The following is a 17,260-nucleotide window of genomic DNA, read 5'->3' on the forward strand; positions in this document are numbered from 1 at the left end:
TGTATTTACATTACCACAATAGTAGAACGTTATCCGAATTATTTGACTGGCGAATTTATTCGCTACCTAGACGGTTCGCTCGGTTTCATCTCCCAGCTAAAGAGCGTGGGAGCCTTCACCCATCGCTTGAACGGTAAAACCCGTTCCTACAGAACCCCCATCTCCCCCTGCTCCCTTGTCTCCTCATCCAAAAAAGTCCGTGATAAGTTCGATTGTGAGATAGAGTTGGATACTTGAATAATAGATAGTTCTGATAGTATTCATACCCTTTGACTGTCTCACCAGCTCAAACCCAGACTTATCGAGGATGATGACAATGACCATTAACACGACGAAAATTGAGAGCATTTTGCAAAATTTTGTCACTGGCACCAGTGAGGTTCAGGGAGCAGCTCTGGTGTCTCCCGATGGGCTACCCTTGGCTTCAAGCTTACCCAATGAGATGGACGAAGAACGAGTTTCTGCAATGTCAGCAGCGATGCTGTCGTTAGGAGAGCGGATTGGATCAGAGTTGTCCAGAGGCTATCTTGATCGTATCTACGTGGAGGGCGATCGCGGCTATGGTATTTTGACCAATTGCGGCGAATATGCTGTATTACTCGTTTTAGCCAGCAAAGCGGCGAAACAAGGCGTACTTTTGTTGGAAATTAAACGTGTGATCCCAGAACTCAAAGCAGCGCTTGATCCGATCCGGAAAATATCAGGAGCTTATGACACTCAATCACAGGTTGCCGAATAATTCATGACTACGACGGGAACTGCACTTGATCTCCTACCTCTATCATGGCTGTGACGAGGTGGGATGCGCCGTTCACCAGCCGAAGCATGAGTTTTTCCAGAATGCCGTGTAGACTTGAGTTTAAGCGCAAATCGGGGTATAGATTCAATCCCAGAGCCATCAAGTCGGTGAGGTAAGCTAAAGCGCTGCTGGCAGACAACTCATTGAAACCGAAAGCATCCTCAGCATCGACACCCAATCTTGAATCAGTCAGTGTAAACTTATTCTGATTGCTCCCGTTGCCCTTTGACTGATGTTGCCAAGGTAAGGATAACACGATTACTATAGATTACTATAGATCATAAAGATATTTATGATTTATCTAAGAAAAGTAACAAAAAATTGATTATTCTTCAATTCGGGTTTCAGACCTAAGACAATAAGTCTAAAGGCTGCCTATTTTTTTGACAATTTTTTAGACAGTAGTGAACAAGTAATGGCAATTACAAGTTGTTTGTCGGAGTTTTCTCTCCCCGAACTATTTCAATTTCTGGATCAAGGCAGCAAAACTGGATTGCTGACCTTGCGATTTCACACAGAGAATCATGAGAAACGGGTACGCCATTTGCTATTACATCAAGGTCGCATTGTCGCGGTGACCAATCGTTTGGATCACCAGTGCTTGCTCGCCATGATTGTACAACGAGGTTGGATTAGCCCGGAAGTGCTGCGAGAGCAGGTGAACCGTTGTCCAGCAAATATTCCGATTGGTTTATATTTAAAGACTCAATCGTTTCTTTCGCCGGAACAACTCAGACTATTGTTCCATGCTCAAGTGCTAAGGCAAGTCTGTGGTTTGTTTAGGTTGAGGGAGGCTCGATTTAAATTTGATACTAAAGCGACTTTGCCCACCACGGAAATGACTGGCTTGAGCCTCAGCGCCACCGAAGCCACGCTGATGGGTTTACGAGTGTTAAGAGACTGGGTATTATTAGCAGACAAACTTCCAGAACCAAGCTCCGGTCTGTCTAGGGTGGTGATTGGTAAGCGTCATCTGCGCTTGGATTCTGTGGAAGGGCAAGTTTGGCAGCGCTCGAATGGCTCGATTTCTCTGAATACAATGGCAACTCAGCTCAAACAACCCATAGAAATAATTCAACAAACGGCATTCCGACTGATCAGCGTGGGTTTAGTCCAAGAAGTTCCCATGATGACGGCGTTGTCTCGTTCTAAAGCAATGGCAGAAGATGTACTAGAGCCTGTAGCTGCAGGAACAAATCACGGTGGTAAGGAGGATAATGTCTCTGGCGTTAGTCATTCCTTTATGCAAAACCTGCTGGGTTTCTTGAGGAGCAGCAAGTAACGGTGGAAATTATGCGTCTGGTTGTGACAGGTACTGTGGGTGCTGGCAAGTCCACCTTCATTCGCTCAGTTAGCGAGATTGCCGTAGTCGATACGGATCGAGTCTCAACCGATCAAACCACTGACATCAAGAAGAAAACAACTGTAGCGATGGATTTTGGACGCTTACAATTTGCCCCAGAAATGGCATTGCACCTCTATGGTACACCGGGACAAGCTCGCTTCGATTTTATGTGGGATATCTTGATTCGCAAAGCCCATGCTTATATCATTTTAGTTGATGCTCACCGACCCAGCGATTTTCGCTTAGCCCGTAAGCTGCTAGCGTTTATGAAACAGAGGGTAGATATTCCAATGCTAATTGGCTTGACCCACAGGGATTGTGAAGGCGCTTGGTCTGAAGAAAATGTCGCGATCGCTCTAGGTTTTGTGGATGAAAAAACTCGTCCGCCTTTCGTCACATTAAATGCGAATGAAAAAGATTCTGTTATTGATACTCTAATTGTCTTAATTGAACATTATTTAAACTTTGCCGTCAAAACAAAAACATAGTATTTTGACAGGTTCAAGAGTTTTAATAAAAAATATTTTACAGTAGAGATAAAAACTAAATAATTCAATCAAATGGGAAAGGACAGTTTGTTCTAGATACAAGCATCCCAATGCCAGAAGAAACAGAGGGCAAATCCCATTCTTGTAAATCATGATTGATCCTGTGAGCCTCTGGGAGAATGTCATCGCATCCTCCATAGGTTATAAATCGCAAAAATTCAGACTATTGGCTAATATGAATAATTGTTAACTTGTGATAGTATTAAAAAACTATTAAATTTTGCTAGTTTTTCTAACATTCAACAAGTCATGCCTGATTGAAGTCTGTGATGGTGTTCTTTAAAGTTTGATTCTAAAACTATCTAAAACAATGGCGATTACAGGTTACTTATCTGATTTGTCCCTTCCCGAACTTTTTCATTTAATTCAACAAGGAAAAAAAACTGGGTTACTCACATTACGCGCCGCCTTAGCCAGTCCAGCAATTCCTTATTATATATGGGTCTACCAAGGTCGTATTGTTGCGGCGGCTAATCGCTTGGATAGTCAAGGTTTAGTTGCACTGATTAAGCAATACAAGTGGGTTAGCGATCGCGTGGTAGCCAAGTTAATCCAATGGTGCTGTCCCACTGGAAAACCTCTGGGATTGTGCCTCAAAAATCACGGAGTTTTGCAAACTGAACATCTCAAACAGTTATTCCAAGTTCAGGTTTTACAGCAAATTGGTATCATGTTTCAACTCAAAGATGCTCAATTTACATTTGAGCATAATGTACTCTTACCTGGACGAGAAATGACGGGGTTAAGTATACCCGCCACCGAAGCCACATTAATGGGATTGCGGGTTCTGCGACACTGGCATACCTTAGCCGATAAATTACCTGATCCCAATAGCGGTTTAATCAGTACCAAGACAAGTCAATTCCATTACCGACTAGATCCGATCGAATGGCAGATTTGGGAGTATACAAAAGGGACTGTTTCTCTCAAAATGATCGCCAGAGAACTACGACTACCGATAGAAAAAGTTCAGCAAATTGCTTTTGCCCTGATCACAGTAGGTTTAGCCGAAGAAGTACCATTATTAGTAGGAAATCTACCCACTCAATCCGTTGAACCCTTACCCGCACAATTGACGGAAGAATCCGAAATCCAAACACTCAGTCAATCTTTCGTACAAAACTTTATAAGTTTTTTGCGTAACAATAAAGCCAAACCCATATCAGTTGGAACTTAATGGCGTGTTTGTCGGGGCGGGTTTCACAACTATCATTTCGGTTTTAACTAGATTTGACTAAACCCGCCCTCCGGATTTAGGCTGACGACGCTGTTGCTACTTTTACCATTTCCTCTGGCGTCAAATACGAATGAATGACTTCACCATCCCGAAACCAAACAATACGTTTAGTCAAACGAGCGACATCCGGTTCGTGAGTTACCATCACCACTGTAATTCCCTCCCCATTGAGTTGACTGAATAAACTAATAACTTCAGCCGTTGTATGAGAATCCAGTGCCCCTGTTGGTTCATCTGCCAAAAGTAATACAGGTTGATTCACGATCGCCCGGGCAATGGCTACCCGTTGCTGTTGTCCGCCAGACAGTTGATTGGGCTTATTCAACTGGCGGTTTTCCAATCCCACCCCCTGTAAAGCACTCATAGCGCGATCGCGGCGTTCTTGGGGGGAAATTCCAGCATACACCATGGGCAACATCACATTTTCTAAGGCGGTAAGTTGAGGTAGGAGGTGAAACTGCTGAAACACAAAGCCAATCTTGACATTGCGAATCCCAGCTAATTGAGCATTATCCAGATGAGAAACATCCACACCATCGAGGTAATAGCGTCCAGACGTGGGTTGATCAAGACAGCCGATAATATTCATGGCAGTTGATTTGCCCGAACCCGACGCCCCCATAATAGAGCAGTATTCACCTTTGTCTATGGTTAGATTCACTTGGCTGAGAGCTCTGACTTCTGTGTTACCCGTACCATAAACCTTAGAGATATTTTCTAGACGAATAATGATGGGTGGCTCAACTGACTTCGCATGGATGGATGATGGAAAATTGATAGAGTCGTGCATAAATTCCTACGGTTAATCAAGAAGACAATTGTAGGGGCGGGTTTAGGAACTCAATTATGTATTCACCAATAACTCAACAACAAAACCCGCCCTACCCACTGATAACGAACAAAAACCTAAATAGTATTTTTGGTTTATAATCATGATATTTCATCAAAGCTATAGATAGACCGGGTAAGTTCAATGCTAAAAAAATTTAGAGGTGGATTTTTAATGGGAATTGGCTATATGCTCTCACCATTATCTTGGTGGAATGATTTATTTTTTAATATGCCCATTGCCTACCTTTTTGCATATCTGTTCAGTTGGATTTTTCCTGATTTGTTCTTACCGCTCACTGCTGTTGGTTACTGGCTCTCAAACATTCTAGGAATCTTAATGATGCAACTGGGGGCAACAGATATGTTTTTTGAGCAAACGCAACGGAATCATAAAAAAGATTTACTTATTGGTTTTGGCACGTCAACGGTTTACACCTTAGTTGTATTGGCACTGATATATTTCCATGTTCTCGAAGCTCCAGTGTTTTTAGTAAATCAGTAGAAGTCAATCTCATTTAAACAAAGTTTGTTTTTAAAACGGACATAATATAAGGGTATATTTTCTCATTTATTGGTGAGGTAGGGCGGGTTTTGTTTTTCATTTAGTTCTGAGTAGCTGATTTTAGTTCCTAAACCCGCCCCTACAATTATGCCTAAACCCTCTCCTACAATTGAGCCTAAACCCGTACCTAATATTAACAAACATGTCATGGCACGTCTCTACATAAACTCTAAGCGCTTCTCAACGCCACAATTGGGTCAAGTTTCGCTGCTTGTCTGGCAGGAACAACGCCAAAGAATAAGCCAATTCCTCCAGACACGCTGACAGCTACGAGAATAGCCATGGGGGAAATGCCGGCTTTTAATGGCGTTACAGCACCGACAAGCAAAACACCGCTCACACCAATTGCTGTTCCAATTATCCCCCCAGCGGCGGAGAGAATAATTGCCTCAATCATAAACTGAATTAGAATATCCTGTTCTCTAGCACCCACGGCTTTCCGCAGTCCAATTTCCTGGGTTCGTTCCCTAACTGACACCAGCATAATGTTCATCACGCCGATACCGCCAACAACTAAGGAAATAGCTGCGATCGCGGCGAGCATGATCGTTAATGCACCTGTCACCGTATTGACGATTTGCAAGATATCTTCCTGAGTCTGAACGCCAAAATCATCTTCACCCACAATCTTGTGGCGTCGCCGCAGTAAGTTTTCAATTTGAAACTGAGCCGCACTAATACTATTTCTATCCCTAGCAGAAACAGCAATCCAGCTAACTTCGACGCCGTAAGGAGATGTGCGTCCCCGCAATCGATTCGCCATCGTACTCAGAGGGATAAACACCGCATCATCCTGGTTATTTCCTAAAAAAGTACCTTTGGATTCCATCACCCCAATCACTTCAAAGCTAACATCTTTAATCCGCACCGATTGACCAATCGGATCTTGGTAGCCAAATAATTTTTCGACGATTTCAGAACCCAGAACGGCAACTTGGTTATTGCGTTTAATGTCAATATCGGTAAAAAACCGTCCTCTGGCAACATTAAAGCTACGAACAGATAGAAATTCTGGGGTCGTTCCTGTCACCAATGAATTACTATTTCGATTGCGGTATGTGATTAAATATCTCAGATTAATTTGCGGGGCAACTTCCGCAACGGCTGGGACTTGAGTCGCGATCGCCTGAGCGTCTTTCCAAACTAATGTTTTCGGAAAATCAACCGTTGTCTGTTGCGCTTCACGAGAGCCAGGCATGACAAATAAAACATTAGGACCGAGAGCTTCAAACTGTTCAGAGGCTAGCTTTTGCGCTCCTTGTCCAATTCCCACCATCGCGATCACTGAGGCATTCCCAATGATAATACCTAGCATGGTTAAGCTACTGCGTAGCTTGTTTGCCATCAAGGTGGTGGATGCCATTTTGATGCTTTCTACAATATCCATTTGGTGAATTATAAATTAGAAATTATGAATTATAGATTTTCTGGTTCGTCAGCTTTCCAGACGCGAATACCGTTGTGTCTAGATCCTCTCTCTTTTCCGATCCTAGCCTTCTGATCTGGGAGCATCCCGTTTTAGATGAAAAGAGGGGGTTTGATCGCCCTTGTTGGGGTGAGGAGTGTGATCGCGTCTCTAATCAGGTTCAGTTGTGAGCCACTTCGCTGAGTGCTTCATGAATCACTTCATCACTCACGCCACGACGCTTTAGACTGGCAATCAAAGCAGAAACCGTATCTCCCTCTAATCGCTCTAAATCCACTCGCAGCCCCTGACCAATATAAGCGCGAATTAAGGGTTGATAACCTGAAAACCCCAGTAATGGAGCTACCCGCTTGAGATCTTCCACCACATCTTCAGGAATGCGAATGGTGATACTGGTCATCGGACGGTTTTTATCCAATCGTTTTTTTAATGTTTCAGTTTTCATAGTAGTCACGCTCCTTTCTCGTTGCTTTACGAGCCGAAATAATCCGAATCATGTCATCATCCCGCTCAATATGAACCACATACAGGAGATTCCAGCGCTTATCCAAACCAATGACAGCATCTCGCGCTTCATCATTGCGACTTGCATCAACAACGACTAAAAAGGGATCAAAGAAAGCTTCTGCCGCCTGTTGAAAGGTAACACCCTCATGCTTGGCAAGATTTTGCCGCGCCTTCTGTTCATTCCAAACAAAAGTGATGCCGTTGAGTATGAAATATACGTCCATTCCTCTAAGTATAGGCAGGATGTATTTACATCGTCAATACGCTGTCAATTGAGTTGACGGGAATGTCAATCGATAACTTACCTGACGATATTGATTGAGATAATATCAGTTCATCCGGTGTCGGTTCTTCCGTTTTGAGTATGCTAACACAACAACAAACTAGCAATTAATTGAAAAATAAATTAAACTGAAATAGATAGAAAGCTTGTCCTTGTTGACTTACAGTAAAAACAGGTATTTTGTCTACATCTGTCACCGCTTCTTCCTTCTTCTGCTACTCATCTTCTTCCGGTTGATAGTTTTCAGGTAAATCAATAAAAACCTTTTCCCCTTCTCTCAATCCCCTAATAATCTGAGTTTTATCCTCAATAGTTGCTCCAATTGTGACCGATTTAAACTTAGGCTGATCTTCAAAATCAGGAACCATCACCCCAGTTTCGCCCTCTTGAGTCACAACCGCCACTGTAGGAACAACCAGAGCATTGCTAATAGGTTCCCCTAAAAATGTCAAGTCAACATTCATACCTGAGCGCAATTTCTCTTGCGCTTCGGGTGCCAGGGCAACTCGCACTTGAAAAGACGTAACATCATTCTCTACAACAGCTTCTGGGGCAACTAGTCTCACCTGACCTCGGAAAGCCTGATCCGGAAACGCATCTGAGATAACTTGTACCGGCTGTTTTTCTTGAATTTTGCCAATATCAACTTCGGGAACTTCAGCCAAAACTTCCAGTTGTTGGGTCGCTAATGCCACGATTGATGTGGAGGTAGCTGAAGCCGTACTTGATGCGGAGGTTGTCGGCGTGACAAATGCGCCAACCGTGGCATATTTCTGAGTAATAATCCCCGGAAAAGGCGCACGAATAATCGTGTCTTGTAGTTGGATGTAGGCAGCTTGGGCTTGGGCTTTCGCCGCTTCTACTGCAGCTTCGATTTGGGCAATTTCTTCTGGGCGAGTTCCCTGGAGCAGTTGCTGCACAGCGAAACCAGCTTCGTTGACTGCCGCTTTGAGCTGCACAATCTCTGGGCTAGCTTCATCCTCAGTGTTTTTAGTATTGCGGACTTGGGCTAAGCGTTGTTTAGCTTCCTCAAGCTGAGCTTTAGCGGTGCGGGCTTCAGTTAATGCCTCATCGAACCGATCTTGGGATACCACCCCCTCATCCACCAAGTACTTATACCGTTGGACTCTTACTGTGGCTAAATCTAAGCGAGAACTGGCAGTTTGGGCTTGAGCAACGGCTTGGTCAATTTCTCTAGGATTACCGACGAGAGCTTCAGCCAAACGAGCTTGTGCTTGCTGAAATCGCTGTTTGGCTTGGGCAATTTCTTCAGGACGAGGACCAGCTTTGGCTTCAGCGAGACGGGCTTGTGCCTGCTGTAGGTCAGCTCTAGCTCCTAAAAACCGAGCTTTAACATCCTCTTGCTCCATTACCGCAACCACGTCTCCCGCGTCAACCTGATCCCCTTGTTCGACTTCAAGCTTGACCAAACGACCCGACGTTTTCGGACTGAGGTTGACGGTTTGAATCGGTTGTACTGTGCCATTTGCCGTGATCCGTACTGCTAAATCCTGCACATCCACTGGTACAGTTAGTTCATCAAGGTTAATTTTGGCTGGTTTTGCCGCAATCACAAAATATCCCGCACCGCCCGCGACAAGAAGGCTGGCTGTGATGATTCCCATTACCCAAGGGAGAGGATTATTGACTTTACCCATAGTCTGTGTCAGGTTTCCCCATCAATCTGCTACAGCAGAGTTTTTGCTTTTAAGGAGTGAACACTTATTTTCCTCGCAAGGCGCAAAAACAAACAATCAATCATCTGTTTCCGTTGCACCGATTTGGCTATCTCAGTTGGTGCTACTTGACACTCTGAGCCCTATAAGGACGGAGATTCTTCTTTCATAGACCTGACTTGCCCTGACAGGATTTCTCCAATCAAGGTAGCGGTCGGGTCTCCAGAAGCGTAAGTTCCGACATGCCCTGCCGTACTGAAGGCTAATTTCAGAATATTGATAGCTGCATTCCAATCTCTATCCAAAATACATCCACATCGACAGACGTGGGTTCTAGTGGATAAGGACTTCTTAACTATCGTGCCGCAGCTAGAACATTTCTGGGAGGTGTAGGCAGGATTAACCGCAATGGTTATCTTGCCGAACTTAACTCCGAAATACTCTAGCCATTTTCTGAATTGATACCAACCTGCATCACTAATCGATTTGGCTAAACAATGATTTTTGACTAAGTTCTTAATCCTCAAGTCTTCGTAAGCGACCCAATCATTAGATTGGATTACGCAACGCGCCGTTTTCTTGGCGTGTTCTTCACGCTGCCTACTTATCTTGAGGTGTTTTCTTCCTAGTCGATTAATGGCTTTTTTTCGGTTGGCTGAGCCAATTTCCCTGTGTGAAACTCGTCTTTGAAGGAACCCTAGACGTTTTTCACCTTCTCGGTAAAAGCGAGGGTTGGGTTCTTTGTGACCGTTACTATCGGTATAGAACTCTTTGAGTCCTACGTCTAATCCGATAGCTTTGCCTGTTGGCTCCCCTTCTACTTTGTTCTCGGCGCTAACCAAGAATTGTACATAGTAGCCATCTGCGCGATGGACTAACCGCACTCGTTTTATTGACCCAAGTTGATAGAAGTTTAAGTCCCACGTCCCTTTGAGCTTGAGCTTACCAATTCCTTTTTTGTCTGTGAAGGTTATCTGCTTGCGGTTTCCCGATAATTTCCATCCTGATGTTTTGTATTCAACAGAACGGGAATTTTTCTTGAACTTTGGATAACCCTTTTTTCCCGGAATAGACTTTCTACAATTGCTGTAGAATCGGGCAATTGACGAATATGCTCTTTCAACAGCCGTTTGACAAGCATGAGAGTTTAAGTTCTTAACAAAAGAAAACTCAGCTCTCAACGATGTATTGTGACGATACAGATCCTTTTGTCCAACACCTTCATTATCCATCCAGTAACGGATGCACTTATTGCGGACAAATTGAGCGGTTAAGATCGCCTCATCAATCGCTAAATATTGAGCTGTTTTCCCTTGGCCCTTAAACTCAAAAACTAACATTTGACGTGAAAACTTTTACAGAAATATTATAACATAAAGCCGTCCTAAAAGGACGGGGAGCCTGAACCCACTATTTCCGGTCAACGACGCCCGTCTAAGCCGTTCAAGTTCCTTTATTTCCATACTAACCGTACTGACGAAGGGCATCCTCAATTTAGGTGATCGGTTTTTTCCCGCAGATTAGCGGTAGAACCCGCCCCGATATCCTGGCGGCTCCAGTCTTGCACAGAATTCCCTGGACGAGAACGCGCAAATTCTTCAAAACCGAACACCGTCTGCTGAAAGTGCTACAACGTCGGTTAGGATTATGAAGTAGATCGTGATGTGGCGGCTGCCCAAGAAATCTGTAATCGTGGAATAGAAACTTATCCAGGGACTCTGGAGAAGCAATAAATTGGCTCTCAAGTCGAGGTGTCGGGGGTTATGTGCCTAGATAACTGGCGTAGGGGAGCAATGCCCAATCGTGAGGTTGGGAAGCCGACGATGTAATCTTTGATTCATCGTCGGAGGATGTCACCATAGCTGAAGATTCCTTATTGTGGTTTGAGACTCCGCCGTGTTCAAACGTATTCTGTTATTGCCCATTTTTGTTCTGCTGGCTTGGTTGAGCAAACCTGCTCCTGTATCCGCCCAAGCCCTGCTTCCCTATACTTTACAGCTCAATGCTGAGGAATTGGAGCAGCAAGGCTTGAATCTAGCGCAGGATGCCGTTCAGCTTACTCGTTTTCAGCAATACGATCTAGCATTGTCTAGAGCTAAACTAGCAACTCAGCTTGCCCCCAATAGTTTTGAAACTTGGTTTATTTTGGGAACCTTGTATGTACAAAACCAGCAATTGGATGAGGGAATTGAGGCGCTTTCTAAGGCTCAATCCTTGAAACCCGAAGAGGCTGGTGTTCTCTTCTCCTTGGGAAATACCTATTTTCAGAAAGGGGACTATCGGACAGCTGTCTCCAAATTAGAAGCTGGTTTGAAGCTAGAATCTGATGTTCCCGAAGCGTTGTTTGATTTAGGCAACGCCTACTATATGCTGGATCAGTATCCTAAAGCGATCGCGGCATACCAAAAAGCTGCAGCTCAGGAACCCAACGATACTTGGCCCGTGTGGCCCGCGATCAATAATATCGGGTTGGTCAAGTATGAGCAGGGAGATGTGGCTGGCGCGATTGAGAAATGGCAAGCCGCGATCGCGATTGATCCAGAAGCCGCTGAACCAAAGCTGGCTATAGCGGTAGCACTTTATACCCAAGGGGAGCAAGACAGAGGACTTGCCCTAGGGGAAACTGCCCTCCGCTCAGATGAGCGTTATGCTGATTTAGAGTTCCTCAAGGAAAATCTTTGGGGGGAACGTCTGATCTCTGATACTCAAAAATTCTTGGCAAACCCCAGAATCCAGGCAACCATTGCCCCTAGTGGCAATGTTCCTGTACAAGTGGAAGTTACCCCTTAAATCAAAATTTGAGTGAATAAACAAAACCGATAGCAAGCTTTCTGAAGTTTTTCATCCTCTATATTTTGCCGAAACGGTTGTGGTATTTAGCAAGACTCTAGTGGTTCGGCAATGTCAGCACCCAGTTACAAAGGATTAATCGTCCTCTACCAAGAAGGGTCCCCGCTTCGTGAGAATTTTGGAAAAAACGCGAAGATTAATGGAATCGTCTTCTACAATCAGAACGGTTTTCATAGGCATTGCATCAAGAACATTATCTTTTCCCCAAAAGTGCGATGTGATCATCAGTCTGATAGGGACTGGGCAATACAGACCAAGTTCTCTATCCCGGCTTCCCCTACCCCCCCTGTTCCCGGTAGCTCTGATCGACTAGGATTGAAAACGACTCGGTATTAGGGGATGGTATTAACGGGAACCGATCGCAAGGGTTCTCAAATTTCTCATCCTCTGTATTTTGCCGAAACGGTTGTGGTACAGTACAAACGTACTTTAGTAAGACTCCAGTTTTTCGGCAATGTCAGCACCCAGTTCCAGAGGATTGATGTCCCTATCCGAAGATCGGTTATTGGAGGCGTCGCTCTCACTCAGGTTTGACTAATCATCTTTAGGCAGAAGCGCCAGGATTTGATCGACAAACTGTTGATGATCCACAACAGGTTTAGAGATATAACCATCAGCACCACTTTGCTTAAGGAAGTTTTCGCGATCGCCTTCCATAGCATGAGCCGTGACTAATATAATGGGCAGATTGCTGGTTTGAGCATCAGCTTTGAGCATCTGGGTAATTTTGATGCCGTCCACTGGCTTACCCTGGTAAACACTGTGAGCTAGGGAAACATCCATCAAGATAATATCTGCATCTCCCGCGTGGGCAATTTTCATGACCTCCTCTACATCTTCGGTTCCCTTGACATTCAAGCCACCCCGCTTCGTGAGAATTTTAGAAAAAACGCGAAGATTAATGGGATCGTCTTCTACAATCAGAACGGTTTTCATGGGCGTTGCATCAAGAAAGTCGTCTTTTCAACAAAAGTGCGGTTTGATCATCAGTCTGACAGGGACTGGGCAATGTTGCCACCAAAAAAATCAAATTTTCATCTCGTTGTGGTTAGAAATTAGGAAACAGAACTCATGGCAAAACAGTTGAATCTGCTGGCGACTGGTCAAGTTATTCCCACGCCCCTCCATGCAGAGATGCAACAGTCATATCTTGAATATGCCATGAGTGTCATCGTTGGGCGTGCCCTGCCAGACGTTTGCGACGGTCTAAAGCCCGTGCATCGGCGTATCTTGTATGCCATGTACGAATTGGGTTTAACACCCGATAGACCCTACCGCAAGTGCGCTCGCGTAGTGGGTGATGTTTTGGGGAAATATCATCCCCATGGGGATCAAGCTGTATACGATGCTATGGTGCGCTTGGTCCAAGACTTTTCCACTCGCTATCCACTATTGGGGGGTCATGGCAATTTTGGGTCGGTGGATAACGACCCACCGGCTGCCATGCGTTACACAGAGACGCGGCTGTCTCCCATTAGTCATGAAGCCCTCCTATCAGAAATTGGCGAGGCAACCGTTGATTTTATCGATAATTTCGACGGCTCTCAACAAGAGCCAGTGGTTTTACCCGCTCAACTACCCATTTTACTGCTCAATGGTTGCTCTGGCATCGCGGTTGGCATGGCAACCAATATTCCTCCTCATAATCTGGGCGAGATTGTGGATGGGTTAATCGCCTTGATTGATCGCCCGGATCTGGCGGATGAGAAATTGTGGAAATTAATTCCCGGACCCGATTTTCCCACGGGGGGTGAAATTATCGATACGTCGGGAATTCGGGATGCCTATAGCAGTGGACGCGGCATTATTCCAGTGCGGGGAATCGCTAAAGTGGAAGAGATTCAAGTGGGTCGCACTCGCCGTCATCGCCGCACGGCGCTCATTGTCACGGAATTACCCTACCAAGTAAATAAGGCGGCTTGGATTGAAAAAATTGCCGATCTGGTCAACCACGGACGCTTAGAGGGAATTGCCGATTTGCGCGATGAGAGCGATCGCCAGGGGATGCGGGTGGTTGTGGAACTCAAACGGGACGCTCATCCTCGGGATGTTCTCAAACACCTCTATAAACAAACTCCCCTACAAAGTAACTTTGGCGCAATTATGCTGGCATTGGTCAATGGACAGCCCCGCCAGCTACCCCTACGGCAATGTCTGGAAGAATTCTTACGGTTCCGTGAACAAACCCTGACCCGGCAATATACCTATGAACTTGACCAGAAACGACAACGGCGTCATCTGGTGGAAGGATTATTGGTTTGCTTAAATCAACTCACTCGCGTGATTGAAATCCTCACCCATGCGCCTGATGGCACAACCGCAAAGACTCGGTTTCAAGACCAGTTAAACCTGAGTGAGAGTCAAGCTGATGCCATCCTCGCCATGCCGATGCGTCGCCTCACGGGGTTAGAACGGCAAAAACTCCAAACCGAATTTGAGGAACTCACCGCCCGCATTGAAACCCTCCAGGAACTTCTGAGTAGCCGACATGAATTACTCAAAACCCTGAAAAAAGAACTGCGATCGCTCAAACGCAAATACGCTGATCCACGTCGCACCCAGATCCGATCGCCGAAATCTCTCAAAGAACCAAAACAGCCAAAATCGGAAAAACAGACCAGTAAGGGAAGCAAAACGTCAGAGAACCCTAAAACCTCTACCTCGAAATCCCCATCGCCAAGTCTGATTGACACGGAAGTCGAACAAACGGTTCTGGAGTTTACCTATCAAGGACATGTACAACGCCTGCGTTCTGCCCCTGATCCCAAATCTAAACCCTCGATCAAAGATGGGAACGATTTTGTGGTTCAGACGCAGCAAACTACCACCCAGTCAGAATTTGCCGCCCTAACCAGTGGGGGGAAAGCCTACCCCTTGAAAGTGCAAGATATCCCGCCCGCCGCCGGACGCAAGCAAGGCATCCCCTTGACTCGTCTTCTCCCCGATGCGGCTCAATCCGAAACTGTTATCGCCCATTTTCGACCCCAAGAACTTACCGAGTCTCTCAGCCTAATTTTGCTCACTCAACAGGGGCGCGTGAAGCGTCTACCTGCGACAGAGTTACTTAACCTAACGGCAAGGGGTTTAACCGTAATTAAACTCAAAGAGGAGGATTCACTGGCGTATGTTAGCCTTGCTCAACCCACCGACGATCTGATTATTGCCACCAGTAATGGGCGCTTATTACGCTTTGAAATTAACGACCAAAATTTGCCGATTATGGGGCGTACAGCCCAAGGAAATCAGGCGTTGCGACTGCGGCGTCGGGAGCAATTAGTCGGATGTGTCGCGATCGCGCCCAACGAGAATCTTTTACTGGTATCTGAGCAAGGCTATGGCAAACGCCTAGGACTCAATGTAGTCAGGCGCATCAAACGCGGGGATCTCGGCACTCAAGCCCTTCAGTTTAAAACATTGACGGATCGGTTGATCGGATTAGTCAACGCCTCTCAAACAGAAACGGCTGTGTTGCTAACCAGTGATAATCGAGTCATGAATGTATCGTTAAAATCTGTAAAGTTGTCCGGCAAAGATGGGTGTGGCGATCGCTTGGTTAAACTCAAGTCCGACGAAACAATTATCACCGTGACAGAAATCCTCCCGTGAAAGTCCACTCCTTCTTCCTTCTGTGTCTCAAGGGAAAACTTTTCGATCGGCTAGATATAGTTCTATAGTAGGGGGTAAATAGCTGTCAGCACCAGTATAGAAAATTCAACTTAAGTTGTAGAGTGGTAGTCCAACCATGACCGATCCAAAACGACCTCCGAGTGCGCCACCCCCTCCACCCCGCGTTCCTCCAGCCCCACCGCCACCGCCAAGGGGGGCAGTTCCCCGGCAAGCTCCCCCAGGTGCGACGCAAGTGATGCCCTCTCAAACGATGCCGATGCCGCCCAAAGCGGGTCAATCCGCATCAGCTCCTACCGCCGTTAAAACAGCACCCAGTTCTCGTCAAGCTTCACCCGGCGCTAAACCCCGGACACCACCACCGAGTGCGGGACTTTCTCCCGGACAGCCAACATTAGCCCAGCTTATCCGGGAGGCGTATGACAAGGGATTTTCTGACGTTCACGTTGGTGTGGGTGAAGTCCCTCGGATGCGAAACCGAGGGGAAATGGAACATACAGACTATCCTGTAACTGATAAACCCACATTTATGAGTTGGTTGCGAGAAATCCTCACGGATGAAGAAATTCGCCGCTTCCAAAACGAACTCGAATTTGATGGTGCAGCACAGTATGACTTTGCCCGGGTGCGGATTAATATATTCGACTCCCTGACTGGACCTGCAATAGTCATGCGCTTGATTCCACTCAAGATTCTGACAATGGAGCAGTTGCGACTCCCTCCAATTCTCAGGGATGTCTGTCATTACCACAAGGGTCTTATTTTGGTCACAGGTCCTACCGGTTCAGGTAAGTCAACGACGCTAGCGGCAATGATTGACTACATGAACAAGGAGATGCCGAAGCATATCATTACGATTGAAGACCCGATTGAATTTGTTCACAAAAGCCAAAAAGCCCTAATTAAACAGCGGGAAGTCGGCGCTCATACCCTCCAATTTGACAACGCTTTAAAAGCCTCCTTGCGGGAAGATCCGGATGTGATTCTGGTGGGGGAAATGCGGGATAGAGGTACCGTTAACACAGCGCTGAAAGCCGCTCAGACGGGTCACTTGGTTATGGGAACGCTGCACACGAACAGTGCGGTGAAGACCATTGAACGGATTCTCAATCTTTATAATCCAGAAGAACAACACGCCATCCGTATCGCTTTTGCTGAATCAATGGTGGCAATCATTGCCCAAGGGTTATGTCGCACCACTGATGGTAAACGTGCCGCCTTCCACGACATTCTGATTAATACAGAAGCGATTCGGGATTATATCCGCAAGGGTGAATATGAGGAAGTTCACGAACTGATGGCGGCTAATGAATTTGACGGCATGATGACGATGAATAAGTCCTTGTTTAACCTTTATCAGGAAGGGCGTATCACCGAAGAAACTGCCCTAGAAATGTCGCCGACTCAAAACGAAATGGCGATGATGTTACGGGGTCGTGTTTAATTATCATTTGCCATTTGTTATATGGCATTTGTTATATGTCAGGACAAGGCAGGGGAAAGCAACTCTCATCGGGAGCATGTCAGGGAAAGCACATAACCTTCAAGTTAACCTGCTCTCGTTGGGTTTCG

Annotated in this window: 20 protein-coding genes and 2 pseudogenes; 11 read left to right on the forward strand and 11 right to left on the reverse strand. The window is 45.7% G+C overall.

Translation table 11 applies throughout. The features are described 5' to 3' along the window. A partial coding sequence (locus tag RIM23_RS06595; protein WP_446360733.1) for a hypothetical protein occupies positions 1-237 on the forward strand: 237 nt, incomplete at its 5' end. 79 nt (positions 238-316) lie between these two features. Further along, positions 317-739, forward strand: a complete 423-nt coding sequence (locus RIM23_RS06600; protein ID WP_446336873.1) for a roadblock/LC7 domain-containing protein — start codon at positions 317-319, stop codon at positions 737-739. A 7-nt stretch (positions 740-746) separates the two neighbouring features. On the opposite strand, the gene RIM23_RS06605 is transcribed toward RIM23_RS06600, so the two are convergent. Then, the gene (locus RIM23_RS06605; protein WP_446365534.1) at positions 747-1,055 is read right to left on the reverse strand and encodes a hypothetical protein; all 309 of its coding nucleotides are present in this window, start codon (positions 1,053-1,055) and stop codon (positions 747-749) included. A gap of 159 nt (positions 1,056-1,214) precedes the next feature. Between RIM23_RS06605 and RIM23_RS06610 the strand changes: the two genes are divergently transcribed. The 3 genes from RIM23_RS06610 to RIM23_RS06620 all read left to right on the forward strand — a co-directional run bounded on the left by RIM23_RS06610 (position 1,215) and on the right by RIM23_RS06620 (position 3,869). Next, the gene (locus RIM23_RS06610) at positions 1,215-2,081 is read left to right on the forward strand and encodes a DUF4388 domain-containing protein (protein ID WP_446365536.1); all 867 of its coding nucleotides are present in this window, start codon (positions 1,215-1,217) and stop codon (positions 2,079-2,081) included. Between the two features lie 11 nt (positions 2,082-2,092). Further along, a complete protein-coding gene (locus tag RIM23_RS06615; RefSeq protein ID WP_446365538.1) occupies positions 2,093-2,632 on the forward strand; it encodes a GTP-binding protein in 540 nt (179 codons plus the stop codon). 370 nt (positions 2,633-3,002) lie between these two features. Next, positions 3,003-3,869 (forward strand): DUF4388 domain-containing protein, encoded by an 867-nt coding sequence (locus RIM23_RS06620; RefSeq protein WP_446365540.1) that lies wholly within the window; start codon positions 3,003-3,005, stop codon positions 3,867-3,869. 76 nt (positions 3,870-3,945) lie between these two features. Here the strand turns inward: RIM23_RS06620 and RIM23_RS06625 are convergent, their stop codons facing one another. After that, positions 3,946-4,719: an ABC transporter ATP-binding protein gene (locus RIM23_RS06625; protein WP_446365542.1), complete on the reverse strand. Its 774-nt coding sequence runs from the start codon at positions 4,717-4,719 to the stop codon at positions 3,946-3,948. A gap of 183 nt (positions 4,720-4,902) precedes the next feature. Between RIM23_RS06625 and RIM23_RS06630 the strand changes: the two genes are divergently transcribed. Beyond that, positions 4,903-5,262: a hypothetical protein gene (locus RIM23_RS06630; protein WP_446365544.1), complete on the forward strand. Its 360-nt coding sequence runs from the start codon at positions 4,903-4,905 to the stop codon at positions 5,260-5,262. Between the two features lie 62 nt (positions 5,263-5,324). Here RIM23_RS06630 and RIM23_RS06635 read toward each other — a convergent pair whose 3' ends face one another. The 7 genes from RIM23_RS06635 to RIM23_RS06665 all read right to left on the reverse strand — a co-directional run bounded on the left by RIM23_RS06635 (position 5,325) and on the right by RIM23_RS06665 (position 10,826). Beyond that, positions 5,325-5,471 (reverse strand): glycine zipper family protein, encoded by a 147-nt coding sequence (locus RIM23_RS06635; protein ID WP_446365545.1) that lies wholly within the window; start codon positions 5,469-5,471, stop codon positions 5,325-5,327. Positions 5,472-5,491: 20 nt separating this feature from the next. Next, positions 5,492-6,709: an ABC transporter permease gene (locus RIM23_RS06640; protein ID WP_446365547.1), complete on the reverse strand. Its 1,218-nt coding sequence runs from the start codon at positions 6,707-6,709 to the stop codon at positions 5,492-5,494. 199 nt (positions 6,710-6,908) lie between these two features. Further along, entirely contained in the window at positions 6,909-7,193 is a 285-nt protein-coding gene (locus RIM23_RS06645; protein ID WP_446365549.1) for a hypothetical protein, read from the reverse strand. Then, positions 7,183-7,479 (reverse strand): BrnT family toxin, encoded by a 297-nt coding sequence (locus tag RIM23_RS06650; protein ID WP_446365551.1) that lies wholly within the window; start codon positions 7,477-7,479, stop codon positions 7,183-7,185. Before RIM23_RS06650 ends, RIM23_RS06645 begins: the two co-directional genes overlap by 11 nt. A gap of 274 nt (positions 7,480-7,753) precedes the next feature. Then, positions 7,754-9,196, reverse strand: a complete 1,443-nt coding sequence (locus RIM23_RS06655) for an efflux RND transporter periplasmic adaptor subunit (protein WP_446365553.1) — start codon at positions 9,194-9,196, stop codon at positions 7,754-7,756. 161 nt (positions 9,197-9,357) lie between these two features. Continuing rightward, a complete protein-coding gene (locus tag RIM23_RS06660; RefSeq protein ID WP_446365555.1) occupies positions 9,358-10,554 on the reverse strand; it encodes an RNA-guided endonuclease InsQ/TnpB family protein in 1,197 nt (398 codons plus the stop codon). 149 nt (positions 10,555-10,703) lie between these two features. Beyond that, positions 10,704-10,826 carry a hypothetical protein gene (locus RIM23_RS06665; protein ID WP_446365557.1) on the reverse strand — a complete coding sequence of 41 codons (123 nt, stop codon included), beginning with the start codon at positions 10,824-10,826 and terminating at the stop codon, positions 10,704-10,706. Between the two features lie 34 nt (positions 10,827-10,860). Between RIM23_RS06665 and RIM23_RS06670 the strand changes: the two are divergent. Both RIM23_RS06670 and RIM23_RS06675 read left to right on the forward strand, forming a co-directional pair. Next, positions 10,861-11,043 (forward strand): annotated as a pseudogene (locus RIM23_RS06670) (RNA-guided endonuclease TnpB family protein); the annotation flags it as partial. 67 nt (positions 11,044-11,110) lie between these two features. Beyond that, a complete protein-coding gene (locus RIM23_RS06675; RefSeq protein WP_446365559.1) occupies positions 11,111-12,004 on the forward strand; it encodes a tetratricopeptide repeat protein in 894 nt (297 codons plus the stop codon). Positions 12,005-12,148: 144 nt separating this feature from the next. Here the strand turns inward: RIM23_RS06675 and RIM23_RS06680 are convergent. Beyond that, positions 12,149-12,238: pseudogene (locus RIM23_RS06680) on the reverse strand (response regulator); the annotation flags it as partial. A 165-nt stretch (positions 12,239-12,403) separates the two neighbouring features. Here RIM23_RS06680 and RIM23_RS06685 point away from each other — a divergent pair. Then, entirely contained in the window at positions 12,404-12,598 is a 195-nt protein-coding gene (locus tag RIM23_RS06685) for a hypothetical protein (protein ID WP_446365561.1), read from the forward strand. Here RIM23_RS06685 and RIM23_RS06690 read toward each other — a convergent pair whose 3' ends face one another. After that, positions 12,599-13,000: a response regulator gene (locus RIM23_RS06690; protein ID WP_446336864.1), complete on the reverse strand. Its 402-nt coding sequence runs from the start codon at positions 12,998-13,000 to the stop codon at positions 12,599-12,601. Positions 13,001-13,135: 135 nt separating this feature from the next. On the opposite strand from RIM23_RS06690, the gene RIM23_RS06695 reads away from it, so the two are divergent. Beyond that, positions 13,136-15,670, forward strand: coding sequence for a DNA gyrase/topoisomerase IV subunit A (locus RIM23_RS06695; RefSeq protein ID WP_446365563.1), 2,535 nt, complete (start codon positions 13,136-13,138; stop codon positions 15,668-15,670). 136 nt (positions 15,671-15,806) lie between these two features. Continuing rightward, positions 15,807-17,132, forward strand: coding sequence for a PilT/PilU family type 4a pilus ATPase (locus RIM23_RS06700; protein ID WP_446365565.1), 1,326 nt, complete (start codon positions 15,807-15,809; stop codon positions 17,130-17,132). Positions 17,133-17,260 lie beyond the last annotated feature (128 nt).

It is taken from the genome of Coleofasciculus sp. G3-WIS-01, from assembly GCF_040223135.1.
GTDB lineage: Bacteria > Cyanobacteriota > Cyanobacteriia > Cyanobacteriales > Coleofasciculaceae > Coleofasciculus.